At 69.0% G+C, this 14914-nt stretch carries 10 protein-coding genes; 1 reads left to right on the forward strand and 9 read right to left on the reverse strand.

The features are described 5' to 3' along the window. Positions 1-186: 186 nt before the first annotated feature. The 6 genes from glgX to A8M77_RS30975 all read right to left on the reverse strand — a co-directional run bounded on the left by glgX (position 187) and on the right by A8M77_RS30975 (position 11495). The gene (gene glgX / locus A8M77_RS30950) at positions 187-2373 is read right to left on the reverse strand and encodes a glycogen debranching protein GlgX (protein ID WP_086925308.1); all 2187 of its coding nucleotides are present in this window, start codon (positions 2371-2373) and stop codon (positions 187-189) included. Next, positions 2370-3080: a mechanosensitive ion channel family protein gene (locus A8M77_RS30955; RefSeq protein ID WP_086925309.1), complete on the reverse strand. Its 711-nt coding sequence runs from the start codon at positions 3078-3080 to the stop codon at positions 2370-2372. Before A8M77_RS30955 ends, glgX begins: the two co-directional genes overlap by 4 nt. 40 nt (positions 3081-3120) lie before the next feature. Beyond that, positions 3121-6456, reverse strand: coding sequence for a maltose alpha-D-glucosyltransferase (treS, locus tag A8M77_RS30960; protein WP_086925310.1), 3336 nt, complete (start codon positions 6454-6456; stop codon positions 3121-3123). A gap of 10 nt (positions 6457-6466) precedes the next feature. Then, complete coding sequence (locus tag A8M77_RS30965; protein ID WP_086925311.1) at positions 6467-8515, reverse strand: alpha-1,4-glucan--maltose-1-phosphate maltosyltransferase; 2049 nt, start codon at positions 8513-8515, stop codon at positions 6467-6469. Continuing rightward, complete coding sequence (gene glgB / locus A8M77_RS30970; protein ID WP_086925312.1) at positions 8508-10400, reverse strand: 1,4-alpha-glucan branching protein GlgB; 1893 nt, start codon at positions 10398-10400, stop codon at positions 8508-8510. The genes A8M77_RS30965 and glgB overlap by 8 nt, the downstream gene beginning before the upstream one ends. Before the next feature lie 186 nt (positions 10401-10586). Continuing rightward, on the reverse strand, positions 10587-11495 hold the full coding sequence (locus A8M77_RS30975) for an NmrA family NAD(P)-binding protein (RefSeq protein ID WP_086925313.1): 909 nt from the start codon (positions 11493-11495) through the stop codon (positions 10587-10589). 143 nt (positions 11496-11638) lie between these two features. Between A8M77_RS30975 and A8M77_RS30980 the strand changes: the two genes are divergently transcribed. After that, a complete protein-coding gene (locus tag A8M77_RS30980; RefSeq protein ID WP_086925314.1) occupies positions 11639-12616 on the forward strand; it encodes an AraC family transcriptional regulator in 978 nt (325 codons plus the stop codon). Here A8M77_RS30980 and A8M77_RS30985 read toward each other — a convergent pair. From A8M77_RS30985 to A8M77_RS30995, 3 genes are all read right to left on the reverse strand, one after another. Continuing rightward, positions 12613-14118 carry a CYTH and CHAD domain-containing protein gene (locus A8M77_RS30985; protein WP_086925315.1) on the reverse strand — a complete coding sequence of 502 codons (1506 nt, stop codon included), beginning with the start codon at positions 14116-14118 and terminating at the stop codon, positions 12613-12615. The genes A8M77_RS30980 and A8M77_RS30985 overlap by 4 nt on opposite strands. Positions 14119-14142: 24 nt before the next feature. Further along, complete coding sequence (locus A8M77_RS30990; RefSeq protein WP_086925316.1) at positions 14143-14400, reverse strand: hypothetical protein; 258 nt, start codon at positions 14398-14400, stop codon at positions 14143-14145. A 102-nt stretch (positions 14401-14502) separates the two neighbouring features. Then, positions 14503-14886, reverse strand: a complete 384-nt coding sequence (locus A8M77_RS30995) for a hypothetical protein (protein WP_086925317.1) — start codon at positions 14884-14886, stop codon at positions 14503-14505. Positions 14887-14914: the final 28 nt, after the last annotated feature.

Genomic DNA, 14914 nt, shown 5'->3' on the forward strand with positions numbered 1-14914 from the left:
GGAGGGACACGCGCAGTGGGGTCGCCTTTCTTTGGTTACTTTCTTTGGCGAAGCAAAGAAAGTGACTCGCCCGCCGGGGCGAATTCCCGGCTCCTGCCTTGGAACAAGCGCAATGTACAAACAAACGCCCGCTGCCCTCACCCCCTCCCTCTCCCAGAGGGAGAGGGAGCAAGACCACCGGATGCCTCATGCCGCAGCCTCCGCGGACGCTCCCGCCGCCGCCGCCCGCGCGGCGCGGCTCATCAGCACGAACGACCGACTCTGCAGCCGGTAGACCGGCTCCGTCCAGGCCGGCAGTGCGACAGCGCGGGTCTCCCCTTCATCCGGCGGCAAGGCCCCGGTGGCCGTGTCGATCAGCAGATGCCAGGGACCACCGGCCGAAGGCAGCGTGAAATCCAGGTCGTCGTGATGCGCGCTGAACAGCAGCAGGAAGTCATCGTCGCGCACGACCTCCCCGCGTGGCCCGCAATCGGTGATGCCGAGCCCGGACACCAGCATGGCCAGCGCACGGGCCTCGCCGTTGTTCCAGTCCTCGGGCGTCATCTCCTGGCCGTCGGGCCGAAGCCAGCACACGTCCTTGATGTCGCTGCCCTCCGGCGGCCGGCCGACGAAGAAGCCGCGGCGGCGGAAGGTGGGGTGCGCGCGGCGCAGCGCGATCACCCGCTGCACGAAGGTGGTCAGCGCCTCGCGCTCGGCATCGTCGCTCCAGCTCAGCCAGGCCCGCTCGTTGTCCTGGCAGTAGACGTTGTTGTTGCCGCCCTGCGTGTGGCCGCGCTCGTCGCCGGCCAGCAGCATGGGCACGCCCTGCGACAGCAGCAGCGTCGCCAGCAGGTTGCGCATCTGGCGCGCGCGAAGCGCGAGGATGGCCGGATCATCCGTCGGCCCCTCGACGCCGCAGTTCCACGAGAGGTTGTGGTTGTTGCCGTCACGGTTGTCTTCGCCGTTGGCCTCGTTGTGCTTCTCGTTGTAGGAGACCAGGTCGTTGAGCGTGAAGCCGTCGTGCGCGGTGACGAAGTTGATGCTGGAGTTGGGATGGCGGCCGGACCAGCCATAGAGGTCCTGCGAGCCGGTCAGCCGCTGCGCGAACTCGCCCAGCGTGCCGCCGTCGCCCTTCCAGTAGGCGCGCACGCCGTCGCGGTAGCGGTCGTTCCACTCGGCAAAGCCATAGGGAAAGTTGCCCACGCGGTAGCCGCCGTGGCCGAGGTCCCAGGGCTCGGCGATCAGCTTCACGCCGTTGAGCGTGGGGTCCTGCCGGATCGCGTCGAAGAAGCCGCCCAGGTTCTCCACCTTGCCCGACTCGCGCGCCAGCGCGGCCGCGAGGTCGAAGCGGAAGCCGTCCACGTGCATCTCCTCGACCCAGTAGCGCAGCGAGTCCATCACCAGCTGCAGGGCGCGCGGATGCTCCAGGTTCACGGTGTTGCCGCAGCCGGTGAAGTCGTCGTAGTAGCGCCGCCGGTCGGCGCTGGTGATGTAGTAGCTCGCGTTGTCGACGCCGCGCATCGACAGCGTGGGGCCCATCTGGTTGCCCTCGCAGCTGTGGTTGTAGACCACGTCCAGGATCACCTCGATGCCGGCGCTGTGCAGCGTCTTCACCATGGTCTTGAATTCCTTGACCTTCTGCGAGGCGCTGTAGCGCATCTCGGGCGCGAAGTAGCACAGGGTGTTGTAGCCCCAGTAGTTCTGCAGGCCCTGCTCGGCCAGGTTGCGGTCGTTGATGAAGCTGTGCACCGGCAGCAGCTCGACCGTGGTGACGCCCAGGCGCCGCAGGTAGTCGACGACCGGCGCGCAGCCCAGGCCCGCATAGGTGCCGCGCAGCTGGGGCGGCACGTCGGGATGCGTCATGGTGAAGCCGCGCACGTGCATCTCGTAGATCACCATGTCCTGCCACGAGACCTGCGGCCGGCGGTCGTCGCCCCAGGTGAAGGCCGGCTCGAGCACGCGGCCCTTGGGCATCAGCGGGGCGCTGTCGCGGCGGTCGAAGGAGAGGTCCTCGCGCTTGCTGCCGACGGTGTAGCCGTAGAGCGCATCGCCCCAGCGCAGCTGGCCGACCAGGTCCTTGGCGTAAGGGTCGATCAAGAGCTTGTGCGGGTTGAAGCGGTGGCCTTCCTCCGGCTTGTAGGGGCCGTGCACGCGGTAGCCGTAGGCCAGGCCGGGGCGGGCCTCGGGCAGGTAGCAGTGCCACACGTCGTCGGTGCGCTCGCGCAGGGTGATGCGGTGGCGCTCGTGGCGGCCCTTCTCGTCGAAGATGCACAGCTCGACCTTGGTCGCATGCTGCGAGAAGAGCGCGAAGTTGACGCCCTCTCCATCCCAATGGGCGCCGCGCGGGTAGGGGCGGCCGGGCCAGACGGCGCTGATCAGATCGTTGGTTTTCATCGACGAAACTTGCGTTCCTCCATGTGTTCGAGCGGGTCCTTGCGCTCGCGCGGCCACCACGACTCGATGCGCTCGGCCGCCCAGTCCTTGCCACCCAGGCCGAAGGCCAGGGCCAGCGCGAAGACCACGCCGGCGAGGATGACGAGGAAGCTCTCGCGCACGATGTCGCCGCCGACCTTCATCTGGTCGAGCGCGATCAGAACCACGAAGATGAGGATCGCGTACTGCGCCAGCTTGCCGAGGAAAACCGCGTCCTGCAGCTTGATGTTGCGGCCGTAGGTGGTGACGGTGTCGCCGACGAAGCGCGCGAAGTAGGCGCCGAAGGCCAGGATCAGCAGCGCGACGAAGACATTGGGCACGAACCACACGACCCGCGTGAGCAGGTCGGTGATGTAGGTCAGGCCCAGGCCGTTGAAGGCGATGAGCAGCGTGGCGAGGATCACCAGCCAGTACACGAGCAGGCCGAACAGGTTGGTGGTGTCGCCGAGGGTGCCGCCCTGGCGCAGGAAGTTGTCGAGCCCCGCGCGCTCGGTGAGCACCGGGAAGTTGATGGCGCGCAGCGCCTTCTCCACGGTGAAGCGCGCCAGCTTGGCGAGCAGCCAGCCGGCCACCACCACCACCAGCGCGATCAGCAGGCGCGGCAGGAAGGCGCCGATCTGGAACAGGATGGCCCGCAAGGGCTCCAGGTGGATTCCGAAGCTTTCCATGGTTTCTCTCCGTTGGCTCGCCGCTGGCGGCGCGCGTTCGTCAGGATGTGGCGGCGCCGAGCGCCAGCAGGCCCTGCAGCGGGACCTGGACCCAGTCGGTGCGATTGTTCAGTTCGTAGCGAAGCTCGTACAGCGCCTTTTCAAGTTCGAACAATTCCAGCAACGGCTTGTCGATGGGCGCCGCGGCCCCGGGCCCGGCCATCGTGCTCGCGTAGGCGCCGAGGAAGGCTTCGCGCGTGACCGCTTCCCACTCGCGCGCCGGGCCGTCCAGGCGCTGCAGTTCGTCGGTGTTCTGCGCCACGCGCCGCAGCGCCGACCAGCGCGCGTAGTTGAAGGAGCGCAGCATGCCGGCGACGTCGCGCAGCGGCGAGCTCTTGGCGCGGCGCTCCTCGAAGCTGCGGGTGGGTTCGCCCTCGAAGTCGATGATCACGAAGTCGTTGTCGCTCACCAGCACCTGGCCCAGGTGGTAGTCGCCGTGGTAGCGGGTCTTGCGCCCCGCGTGGCCGCTGGCCATGGCCTGGCGTGCACGCGCGAACAAGTGCTCCTGGCGGGCGAGCAGGGCCTGCGCATCGTCCTGCGCCGGCGCCGGCAGATGCGGCATGCGCTCGCGCAGCTGCGCCAGCGTGGCCTGCGCATCGGCGAGGGCATGCTCGCGCATGGCCTCGACGTCCTCCGACATCAGCGGCTCGGGATCGAAGGCCGGGTCGCCGCGGCTGCCCGCCAGCGCCAGGTGGAGCTCGGCGGTGCGCCGCCCCAGCACGGCCATCAGGGCGATGAAGCCGCCGTGGGCCTCGGCCGGCGTGGCGGCGCGCGCTTCGCCCGTGCCGGCGGTGCGCAGCTCTTCCAGGAAGCGCTCCAGGTAGCCGAGGGTGTAGACCCAGCCGTCGCCCTGGTTGGTGACGTAGCGCTGGACCATCGCCAGCGTCATGGTGCGGCCGTCCGCGCCGATGTATTCGAGCGCGCCCAGCACCGGCACGCAGTGCGGGAAGCGCGCCACGCTGGTGAGGAAGCGGCCCATCTCGACCTCGGGGTTCGCGCCCTCGCGCACGCGGCGGTAGGCCTTGAGGAAGAGGGTCTCGTCGAAGGTCACGACGGTGTTGCTGCTCTGTGCGCCGGGGCGGCGTACCGGCAGCGCGTCCAGATCGGCCGTGACGTCGCGGAAGGCGTCGGTCGGGGTGAAGCGCAGGCGCCCGCGCGCCGCCGGGAGCTCCGTGCCGTCGCGCACCGCGCGCACCATGGCGCGGCAGAAGACTTCGTCGTAGAAGGCGTCCGCCATCACGCCGACGTTGGCCTGCTGGCGCACCTTGGCGACGCCGGCCTGGGTCAGGCGGTTGAGGCGGTCCTCGTCATGGTCTTCCCAGGCCAGGGCCAGCGGCACGAAGTAGGTCGAGTCTTCCGGCGGCCCGTCGAGCGAGACCAGCGGCAGCATCCAGCTGTAGCCGTTGCTGTCCCACACCGCGTGATCGACCATGCGGGCGCGCGCCACCGCCGAGCCCTTGGCGCCGTACCAGCGCTGGAATTCGATGAAGCGCGGCAGGGTGTCGGTCTCGAACTGCGTGGCCATGCGCTCGGCCATGCCGATGCGCCAGGGCATCACGCGGTCGCGGAAGAAGCTGGTCCAGCCGTCGAAGAGCACCAGGGTGGGGCGGTCCTGCAAGCCCACACCTTCCTGGTGCCAGCTCGGCATCTCGGCGTCCTGCGCGAGGCGGAACCAGTAGAAGCCATAGGAAGGCAGGGTCAGCAGGTAGGGCAGCTCGCCGATCGGCGGAAAGGAGGTGCGGCCGAGCATCTCGACGGGAATCTTCGTCTTGTGCTCGGACAGGTCCAGTTCCACCGGCTGCGCCGCGCGCGAGAGGTTGAAGACGGTGAGGATGGTGTCGTTCTCGTACTCGCTGAGGTAGGCGAGGATCTTGCGGTTGCCGGGGCGCAGGAAGACGCGCTTGCCGCGGCCGAAGGCATGGCTGGTCTTGCGCACGGCGAGCATGCGGCGCGTCCAGTTCAGGAGCGAGCTGGCATCGCGTGCCTGCGCCTCGACGTTGAGGGCCTCGAAGCCGTACATGGCGTCCATGATCGGCTGCAGGTACAGGCGCTGCGGATCGGCGCGCGAGAAGCCCGCGTTGCGGTCGGGGCTCCATTGCATGGGCGTGCGCACGCCGTTGCGGTCGCCGACGAAGAAGTTGTCGCCCATGCCGATCTCGTCGCCGTAGTAGATGATGGGCGAGCCGGGCATGGACAGCAGCATCGCGTTCATCAGCTTCACGCGGTCGATGTCGTTCTCCATCAGCGGCGCGAGCCGGCGGCGGATGCCCACGTTGATGCGGGCGCGCATGTCGGCCGCGTACATGAGGTACATGTAGTCGCGTTCCTTGCTGGTGACCATTTCGAGCGTGAGCTCGTCGTGGTTGCGCAGGAAGATGGCCCACTGGCAGGTGTCGGGGATCTCGGGAGTCTGCTGGATGATCTCGACGATGGGGTGCCGGTCTTCCTGCGCGATGGCCATGTACATGCGCGGCATCAGCGGGAAGTGGTAGGCCATGTGGCATTCGTCGCCGTCGCCGAAGTACTCGCGCACGTCCTCGGGCCACATGTTGGCTTCGGCGAGCAGGAAGCGGTTCTTGTACTGCGCGTCGATGGCGGCGCGCAGCTTCTTGATGACGGCGTGGGTCTCGGGCAGGTTCTCGTTGCTGGTGCCGTCGCGCTCGACCAGGTAGGGGATGGCGTCGAGGCGGAAGCCGTCCACGCCCATGTCCAGCCAGAAGCGCATGGTCTTGAACACCGCCTCCAGCACCTTCGGGTTGTCGAAGTTGAGGTCGGGCTGGTGGCTGAAGAAGCGGTGCCAGAAGTAGGCCTTGGCCACCGGGTCCCAGGTCCAGTTGGAGGTCTCGGTGTCGGTGAAGATGATGCGCGTGCCCTGGTAGAGCTGGTCGGTGTCGCTCCAGACGTAGAAGTCGCGCTCGGGCGAGCCCGGCGGTGCGCGTCGGGCGGCCTGGAACCAGGGGTGGTCGCTGGAGGTGTGGTTGATGACCAGCTCGGTGATCACCCTGAGGCCGCGCTTGTGGGCCTCGTCGAGCATCTCCTTGAAGTCGTCGAGCGTGCCGTACTGCGGATGCACGTCCTCGTACCCGGCGATGTCGTAGCCGTCGTCGCGCAGCGGCGAGGGGTAGAAGGGCATCAGCCAGATGGTGTTGACGCCCAGTTCCTTCACGTAGTCGAGCTTGGCGGTCACGCCCTTGAAGTCGCCGTACCCGTCGTTGTTGGAATCGAAGAAGGCCTTGACGTTGAGCTGGTAGATGACCGCATCGCGGTACCACTGCGGATCGTCGCTGCTGTCGATTTCGACGGTTTCGAGCAGCAGGTGGGAGACCGGGGCGTTCATGCGGGGACCCTCACAGGAAGTAGTCGAAGTCGCGCTCGTCGCGCGAGCGGCGGCGCACGAGGAAGACGTGCGCCGGGACGCTGTGCGGATCGAGCCGGATGAAGTGCCGGCTGCCTTGCCACAGGAAGCGCTGGTTGCTCAGCAGATCATGCACCTGGAAGGAGTGCTCCGGTGCACAGCCGAGGTAGCCCAGATCCAGTTCGAGCCAGCCGGACTGCACGTTGTGGGGGTCCAGGTTCGCCACGCACAGCACGACGTTGTCGCCTTCCGGCGAGCGCTTGGCGTAGGCGATGAGCTGGTCGTTGTCGATGGTGAAGAAGCGCAGGTCGCGGTCCCACTGCAGGGCCGGGTTGTCGCGGCGGATGCGGTTCACGCGGGCGATGAAGGGCGCCAGGCTTTCCGGGTCGTCGTGGTTCCAGCGGCGAAGCTGGTACTTCTCGGAATCGAGGTACTCCTCGCTGCCCTGCTCGCGGGGCAGGTGCTCGCGCAGCTCGTAGGCGGGGCCGTAGATGCCGTAGCTCGCGGCCAGGGTGCCGGCCAGCACCAGGCGCGTCATGAAGACGGCGGTCTCGCCGCCCTGCAGCCGTGCATGCAGGATGTCGGGCGTGTTGGGCCAGACGTTGGGGCGGAAGTACTCGCAGCCCAGGCCCTGCGAGAGCTCGGTGAAGTACTCGGTCAGCTCCTGCTTGGTGTTGCGCCAGGTGAAGTAGGTGTAGGACTGCGAGTAGCCGAGCTTGGCCAGCCGGTGCATCACCTTGGGCCGGGTGAAGGCCTCGGCCAGGAACAGCACCTCGGGGTGCGCACGCTTGAGCTCGGTGATGGCCCATTCCCAGAAGGGGAAGGCCTTGGTGTGCGGGTTGTCGACGCGGAAGATCTTCACGCCCTCGCCGATCCAGTGTTCGAACACGCTCTTGAGTTCGATCCACAGCGCCTGCCAGTCCTCGGTCTCGAAGTTGAAGGGGTAGATGTCCTGGTACTTCTTGGGCGGGTTCTCGGCGTACTGCACGGTGCCGTCGGGGCGCCAGCGGAACCAGGCCGGATGGGCCTTGACGTAGGGGTGGTCGGGCGCGCACTGGAAGGCGATGTCCAGCGCGAGCTCGAGGCCGTGCCGCTCGGCCGCCTCGCGCAGGCGGCGGAAGTCCTCGGCCGTGCCGAGCTCGGGGAGGATGGACTTGTGGCCGCCTTCCTCCGCGCCGATGGCCCAGGGGCTGCCGACGTCATCCGCCGTCGGGGTGAGCGTGTTGTTTTTTCCCTTGCGCTGGATGCGGCCGATGGGATGGATGGGCGGGAAGTACAGCACATCGAAGCCCATGGCCGCGATGGCGGGCAGGCGGGTCTCCACGTCCTTCAGCGTGCCATGGCGGCCGCCTTCCGGAGCGGTGGAGCGCGGGAAGAGTTCGTACCAGGTGCTGAAGCGCGCACGTTCCCGGTCGGCCACCAGGGACAGCTCCATGGTGTGGTGGGTGGCGAGGCTGCGGTCGGGATGACGCTCGGCCAGCGCGGCGAGGCCTTCGTCGAGGGCGAGGGCCTTCAGTGCGGTCGCGTCCATGTGGCCTTCGGTCGCGGAGGACTGCAGTTCGCGGCTCCAGCGCTCCAAGGCCTGGCGCTCGCTGCCCTCGGCGCGCTGCGCGGCGGCGGCGATCTCCTGGGCGCCGACCTGCGAGGCGATGCGGATGTCCTCCGGCTCGACGCGGCGCGCCATGTCGTGGCGCCAGGAGGCGAAGGCGTCGACCCAGGCGCTCACGGTGTAGCGGTAGCGGCCGATCGCAGGCGGTGCGAACGCGGCCTCCCACACGTCGTTGCCCAACAGCTTCATCGGCAGCTCGGCCCAGTCCGGATCGGCCTCGGCGCGCCAGCGCAGCATCACCCGCAGCACGTCGTGGCCGTCGGCGAAGCAGTGGGCCTGCACGCGCAAGGTTTCGCCGGCGACGCGCTTGACGGGGAAGCGGCCGTTGTCCACGTTGGGCAGCACGGCATCGATGACGGCGCGCACGCGGCCGTCCTCGCCGTCGGCGCGCTGGATCTTCGGGGTGGCGGGCGCGTTGTTTTTCCTAGGCATGGGGCGTGTGCTCCAGGAGCAGGGTGGAGAGCGGGGGCAGCGTGAGGCACAGCGACTGCATGCGTCCGTGCGCGCGCACCGGCGCGGCCTCGACGCCGCCGAAGTTGCCCCAGCTCGCGCCGCCGAACTCGCTGGCATCGCTGTTGATCAACTCGCGCCAGCGGCCGCCGGCCGGCACGCCCAGCAAGTAGTTGTTGCGCGGTACCGGCGTCATGTTGCACACCACCAGCACCGGCGGGCCGGCGTCCTTGCGCGGCTTGCGCAGGAAGGCGAACACGCTGCGCTCGGCATCGTCGGCAGCGATCCATTCGAAGCCTTCTGCGGAGAAGTCGAGCTGGTGCAGGGCCGGCGTGGCCCGGTAGACGCGATTGAGCTGGGCCACGAAGCGCTGCAGCCCCGCATGGCCTTCGAGCGCGGCGACCCACCATTCGAGTTCGCCGTCGTGCGTCCATTCACGGCGCTGGCCGAACTCGCCGCCCATGAAGACCAGCTTCTTGCCCGGGTGGCCCCACATGTAGCCGAACAGGGCGCGCAGGTTGGCGAACTGCTGCCAGTTGTCGCCCGGCATCTTGTTGACCAGCGAGCCCTTGCCGTAGACCACCTCGTCGTGCGAGAGCGGCAGCACGAAGTTCTCGCTGAAGGCGTAGACCAGCGAGAAGGTCAGCTGATGGTGGTGGTAGCGGCGGTGCACCGGGTCCTGGTGCATGTAGGCCAGGCTGTCGTGCATCCAGCCCATGTTCCACTTCATGCCGAAGCCCAGGCCGTCCATGTCGGTGGGGCGCGAGACGCGCGGCCAGGCAGTGGACTCCTCGGCCACGGTGAGCGTGTCGGGGTGCTCGCGGTACACCGCGCGGTTGAGGTTCTGCAGGAACTCGATGGCCTCCAGGTTCTCGCGGCCGCCGTGGCGGTTGGGAATCCACTCGCCGTGCGAGCGGCCGTAGTCGAGGTAGAGCATGGAGGCCACCGCATCCACGCGCAGGCCGTCGAGGTGGTACTTCTCCAGCCAGAACAGCGCCGAGGAGATCAGGAAGCTGCGCACCTCGTGGCGGCCGTAGTTGAAGATGCTGGACTTCCAGTCGGGATGGAAGCCTTGCTTCGGATCGGCATGCTCGTAGAGATGCGTGCCGTCGAAGTAGCCCAGGCCGTGCTCGTCGGTGGGGAAGTGCGAGGGCACCCAGTCCAGCAGCACGCCGATGCCGCGCTGGTGCAGGTGGTCGACGAAGAACATGAAGTCCTGCGGCGTGCCGTAGCGCGCGGAGGGCGCGAAGTAGCCGGTGGTCTGGTAGCCCCAGGAGCCGTAGAAGGGATGCTCGGTGATGGGCATCAACTCCACGTGGGTGAAGCCCATCTCGAGCACGTAGTCGGCCAGGAGGGGCGCGAGCTCGCGGTAGTTCAGGAAGTTGCCGTCGCGGCGCCGCCAGGAGCCTGCATGGACTTCGTAGATGGACAGGGGCGCGTCCAGCGCGTTGCGCGGGCCGCGCGTGGCCATCCAGTCGCTGTCCTGCCAGTCGTAGTCGAGGGGCCAGATGCGCGAGGCGGTGTCGGGCGGGTGTTCGCAGAAGAAGGCGAAGGGGTCGGCCTTGTCGACCTGGTAGTCGCCGTGGCGCGAGCGGATGCGGTATTTGTAGGCTTGGCCCGGCAGGGCCTCGCTGACACTGCCGGTCCAGATGCCGGTGTCTTCGTGCCGAAGGGGGTGGGCTTCGGCATTCCAACCGTTCCAGTCGCCGACGACGGAGACCGATTCGGCATTCGGCGCCCAGACCGCGAATCGGGCGCCGCCGCCCGGGAGCGGGTGGCAGCCGAGCTGGTCGTACAGGCGTGCGTGGGTGCCCTCGCTGAAAAAGTAGCGATCCTGGGCGGTGAACGGAGCGGTGGTCTGAGGCACAGCGGGCTTTCTTGGCGTTCTTGGCTTCAGGGCCCTGGCAGCATATGTGCGTCATGGCCTGGGTGAACAGCTCTTTTTAGAGACATGGTGCGGCGCCGCAATGACCATGCCCGCGACACAGCCTGTCGGACAGCGACGCATCTTGCGCCGGGCGCAAGCAGGGCCGGGTGCCGGCAGGGGCGCTGACTACATGGCGCGATAGGCCTCGGCGAGCGCCGGCACGAAGTCCTCGAAGCGGGTGGCCGTGGTGTTGCCGGCGTTGCGCCGGCCCTGCACGCCGATGCGGTCGGTGTTGAAGGCGCGAGTCATCTCGAGGTAGAGCGCGACGAAGCTGGGTGAGAGGCCGGCGCCGATCAGTGCCTCGCCCAACCGGGCTTCGCTGAGCTGCACGTAGGGCAGATCGGGCCGGCCGATGGCCTGGCCCAGCAGCTGCGCGACCTCGGCGTGGCTCAGATCGCGCTGGCCCAGCAGTTCGCGCACGGCGACGCCGCGCCAGTCGCGAGCGAGCAGGGCGCTCGCGGCGACCTCGGCGATGTCGTCGGCCGCGATCATCGGCGTGGGGAGCTCGGGCGCGACGGCGTCGGCGAGCACGCCGGCCTCCTTGACCATGCCGAGCGCGTCGTAGAAGTTCTCGAAGAAGGAGACCGGGCGCAGCAGCAGCAGGTCGATGCCGTCGATGGCCTTGAGGCGCTCTTCCTGCGCGTGCAGGCCGACGATCACGCCGGTGCCCGAGGGCAGGTCGGCGCCGAGGCTGCTGAGCGCGACCACGCGGCGCAGGCCGCTTTGGCGCAGGGCGCTGGCGATGGCTTCGCCTTCCTCGTGCTGCCGGGCCGCGTAGTCGGGCGCCTGGCGGTCGGTGGCGAGCAGGGTGTAGGCGCCATCGGCACCGCGGAAGGCTTCGGCCAGGAAGGCGGAGTCGCGGCTGTCGCCGGCCCGCACTTCAGCGCCGGGCCGTGCCAGTTCGGCGAGCTTGTCCGGGTTGCGGCCGATGGCGCGGATGCGGGCGCCGGCGGCCAGCAGGCGGCGGGCGATCTTGCCGCCGGTGTGGCCGGTGGCGCCCATGATGGTGAAGAGGGGGGCGGTGGTGCTGCTCATGGTGGGTGCTCCGAGGGAGGGGTTGAACATGGCGTCCACTATCGTTGCCGCGGCATGGTTGATCAATGTTCTGAAATCGTCATTTCATGCTCATTCGTCCAATGAATCTGGACGATGGCTGCTGTTCCATCCATACTGGCCCCATGCAGATCGCCGATGCCTTCGTTCCCGTGATGGACCCGCTGGGCGAGGCCTTGCATTTCCTGCGCATGAACGGCGTCTTCTATTGCCGCTCCGAGTTCAGCGCGCCCTGGGGCGTGGCCATGCCGCCCATCGAAGGCTGCCTGATGTTCCACATGGTGACCTCGGGGCCCTGCTGGCTGGAGGTGGAGGGCGTGGAGCCGCAGCGCCTGGCGCCGGGGGATTTCGCGCTGGTCCCGCACGGCGCCGGCCACCGGCTGGTGAGCGGGCCGGGCGAGGCGGCGGCGGGGCTGTTCGACCTGCCGCGCGAGATGCTGAGCGAGCGCTACGAGGTGCTGCGCCACGGCGGCGGCGGCGCGGCGACGGGCCTGATCTGCGGCGCGGTGCGCTTCGACCACCCGGCGGCGCACCGGCTGGTGCAGCTGCTGCCGCCGGTGATCCGCATGGACGCGGTGGATTCGCCCCAGGCCGAATGGATGGCCAGCACGCTGCGCTTCATGGCGGCCGAGGCGCGCGCCATGCAGCCTGGCGGCGAGACGGTCATCACCCGGCTGGCCGACGTGCTGGTGATCCAGGCGATCCGCGCCTGGATGGCCCGCGATCCGGCGGCGCGCAAGGGCTGGCTCGGCGCGCTGCAGGACCGGCAGATCGGACGCGCGATCACGCTGATCCATCGCGAGCCGGCGCGGCCCTGGACGGTGGCTTCGCTGGCGGCGGAGGTCGCGATGTCGCGTTCGGCCTTCGCAGCCCGCTTCACCGCGCTGGTCGGCGAGCCGGCGATGCAGTACGTGGCGCGCTGGCGCATGCACGTGGCGCTGACCTTGATGCAGGAGAAAAACGTGCGGCCGGCCGAGCTGGCGGGCCAGTTGGGCTACCAGTCGGAGGCCGCCTTCAGCCGTTCCTTCAAGCGCTACATCGGGATGCCGCCGGGGGCGGCGCGGCGCGCCCGGGGCGCAGTCGCGGCTGGCCTGGGCGCCTAGGACTTCCAGAAGCGGCGCGCCTGCGCCACCTCGTCCAGCGCGGCGCGGCATTCCTGCGCGCTCTGCGGCTGGCGCGCGGCCAGCCAGCCGACCGCAAACCAGGCGCGGCCGTCCTGTCCGGCCGCCTCGCGGTAGGCGTCGATGGCCACGGCCGCGTCGTTGTGCGTGCCCAGCGCGTCCTGGGCCGGCTTGAGCGCCTTCAGGTAACGGCCGGCCGCATCCTCCCCGAACATCGGTGCGACGAATTCGCCCAGGTAGCGCAGGCGCTTGAGGCGCTTGCGCACACGGTGCTGGGCCTCGGGCTCCAGGGCTTCGAAGTGGCGGCCATCGCGCACGACCTGGCGATGCAGCTTGGCCAGGCGCGCACGCAACGGCTTGCGTGCCGGTTCGGCCGGCTCCGTGGCAGCCGCTTCCGGGGCCTCCTGCGCCTCGGGAAGCGATGCGGCGATGAGGCCGATCAGCACCAGCTGGAAGGGGAGTTCGCGCACCACGTCCGCGGCCGCGGGCTCGGCTTCGGCCAAGGGCGGCCAGTCCACTGGCGGGCCGCCGACCGCCTCGATCTGCGGCTGCACCGTTGTCTCGAGATGCTCGCGGTCGCGCTGGCGGCCCAGCGCACGGAAGGCATTCACCAGTGCGGGCTCCCAGGCGGGATCGATGGCCGGAGCGAAATCCGCCATCTCGCGCAGCGCCGTGCGCAGGCGGCGGATGCCGATGCGCAGCTGGTGCACATGCTCCGGGTCCGGACTGCCGGCCGCCACCTCGCTGGCGTTGGGCAGGATCTGGGCGAGGCAGGCGCCGATCACCGCGCGGAAAACCTCCGGGCCGCTCGCCTTCTTGCCGAGCGCGGGCGCTTCGGCCTTGACCGCCTCGCCATGCACGACGCCACGGGCCAGCCGCTCGCCGCGCTGGGCCTTGGACACCGTATCCAGCCACAGCGGATAGCGCATGCGCCAGCGGCGCGCGAGCTCCAGCAGCGATTGCGGGCTGCCGCTCTTGAGTTCGATCTCGAGCTCGCACACGGGGTGCGAGTGTTCGCCCGCGCGCACCTCGCCGCGGTCGAAGGCCAGTTCGACCCGGGCATCGCCGGTGCGCATCTCGCGGCTGGTGCGGCGGATGTCGGTGCCATAGAGCGGCACGAGGAGGGCCTCGGCCGGTGTCTGGCCCGCGGCCTCCAGGGCCTGCGCGATCAGCTCGCCGACCGGCGTGCCGGCATGCCGGTCCAGGCGCGGCAGCGGCGTCTCGCTGGCCCGCACGATGGGGATCTCGACGTTGTGTTCATGGCGGTGCAGGGCGTTGCCGCCCGGCGCCTTGGCCGTCTGCACCCAGCGGCGGCCTTCCCTGCGGATGCGCAGCACGATGCGGCGCGCAGCGAGCGCACCGTCGGCGGTGTCGTAGTAGCGCGCCTGGAGGCGCTCCTTGCGGGAGCGGCCGCGAGCGACCGCACTTTCCACGGCGGCCCGGTGCTGCGGGTCGACCTGGAACTTGAGTTCGAATTCGGTCACAGCGCCAGCTGGCGGCCCCGTGAATCAGGCGCCGCCCGGCAGTTCACTCACCTGCAGCGACAGGTCGAACAGCTTGGACTTGCTCGCGTAGTAGCGATCGAGACGCCACTCCTTGAGGATGTCCATGGCGAGCTGGAAGCTCTTGTAGTCCAGGTCGTAGAGCTTCACGAGTTCGAAGCTGCGCTCGGATTCCAGGGCGAGGACCAGGCGCGCGAGGATCTGGGCCGATTCGTTGGCCGGGTCCGTCTCGATGAAGCGACGGGCGACCTTGATGGCGTTCATGGGCTGGGTTCCTCCTAGTAAGCCCGGAACTATAGCCAGCCCTTCTGAGCGTTTTGTGACAATCGGATGACAGTGTAGGTCTTAGGTGTTCTCTTGACGGGCTCACTGAATCGGCATCGGAAGGGGGGTGACGGTCTCCCGGATGACGCCTCCGCCCAGCACGCTGCCTTCGACGGAGGTCATGCCGGTGCCGCGGACGCGCGCTTCGCAGTCCGCCCGATCGGCCGGCGGCTGCAGGCCGCAGCGGGCGAGGGCGTTCTGCTCGTAGTTCATGGGCGAGGCGCTGGTCAAACCGCCGCGGCTGGCTTCGAAGCGTGCGGCGCCCGCTTCACGCAGGCAGGCGCTGCGGTCCTGCTGGATGCCGTCGCAGACGGCGCGTTCGCGCAGGAAGATGGGGTCGGTGCCCTGGGCCGCCGAGAGGGCGGGCAGCACGAGGCCGCAGGCCGCGGCGACCAGGGCAAGGCTCGAACGAATGGCGCTGTTCATGAAGGCACTCCTTTCGGCGGGCAGCGCA

The organism is Variovorax sp. JS1663 (assembly GCF_002157355.1).
Taxonomy (GTDB): domain Bacteria; phylum Pseudomonadota; class Gammaproteobacteria; order Burkholderiales; family Burkholderiaceae_C; genus Variovorax.

Bases quoted from the DNA above. Each gene is read 5' to 3' on its own strand.
- A8M77_RS30995 (WP_086925317.1), bottom strand. From the start codon at position 14,886: ATGAACAGCGCCATTCGTTCGAGCCTTGCCCTGGTCGCCGCGGCCTGC.
- A8M77_RS30980 (WP_086925314.1), top strand. From the start codon at position 11,639: ATGCAGATCGCCGATGCCTTCGTTCCCGTGATGGACCCGCTGGGCGAG.
- A8M77_RS30990 (WP_086925316.1), bottom strand. From the start codon at position 14,400: ATGAACGCCATCAAGGTCGCCCGTCGCTTCATCGAGACGGACCCGGCC.
- A8M77_RS30975 (WP_086925313.1), bottom strand. From the start codon at position 11,495: ATGAGCAGCACCACCGCCCCCCTCTTCACCATCATGGGCGCCACCGGC.
- glgX (WP_086925308.1), bottom strand. From the start codon at position 2,373: ATGAAAACCAACGATCTGATCAGCGCCGTCTGGCCCGGCCGCCCCTAC.
- treS (WP_086925310.1), bottom strand. From the start codon at position 6,456: ATGAACGCCCCGGTCTCCCACCTGCTGCTCGAAACCGTCGAAATCGAC.
- A8M77_RS30955 (WP_086925309.1), bottom strand. From the start codon at position 3,080: ATGGAAAGCTTCGGAATCCACCTGGAGCCCTTGCGGGCCATCCTGTTC.
- A8M77_RS30965 (WP_086925311.1), bottom strand. From the start codon at position 8,515: ATGCCTAGGAAAAACAACGCGCCCGCCACCCCGAAGATCCAGCGCGCC.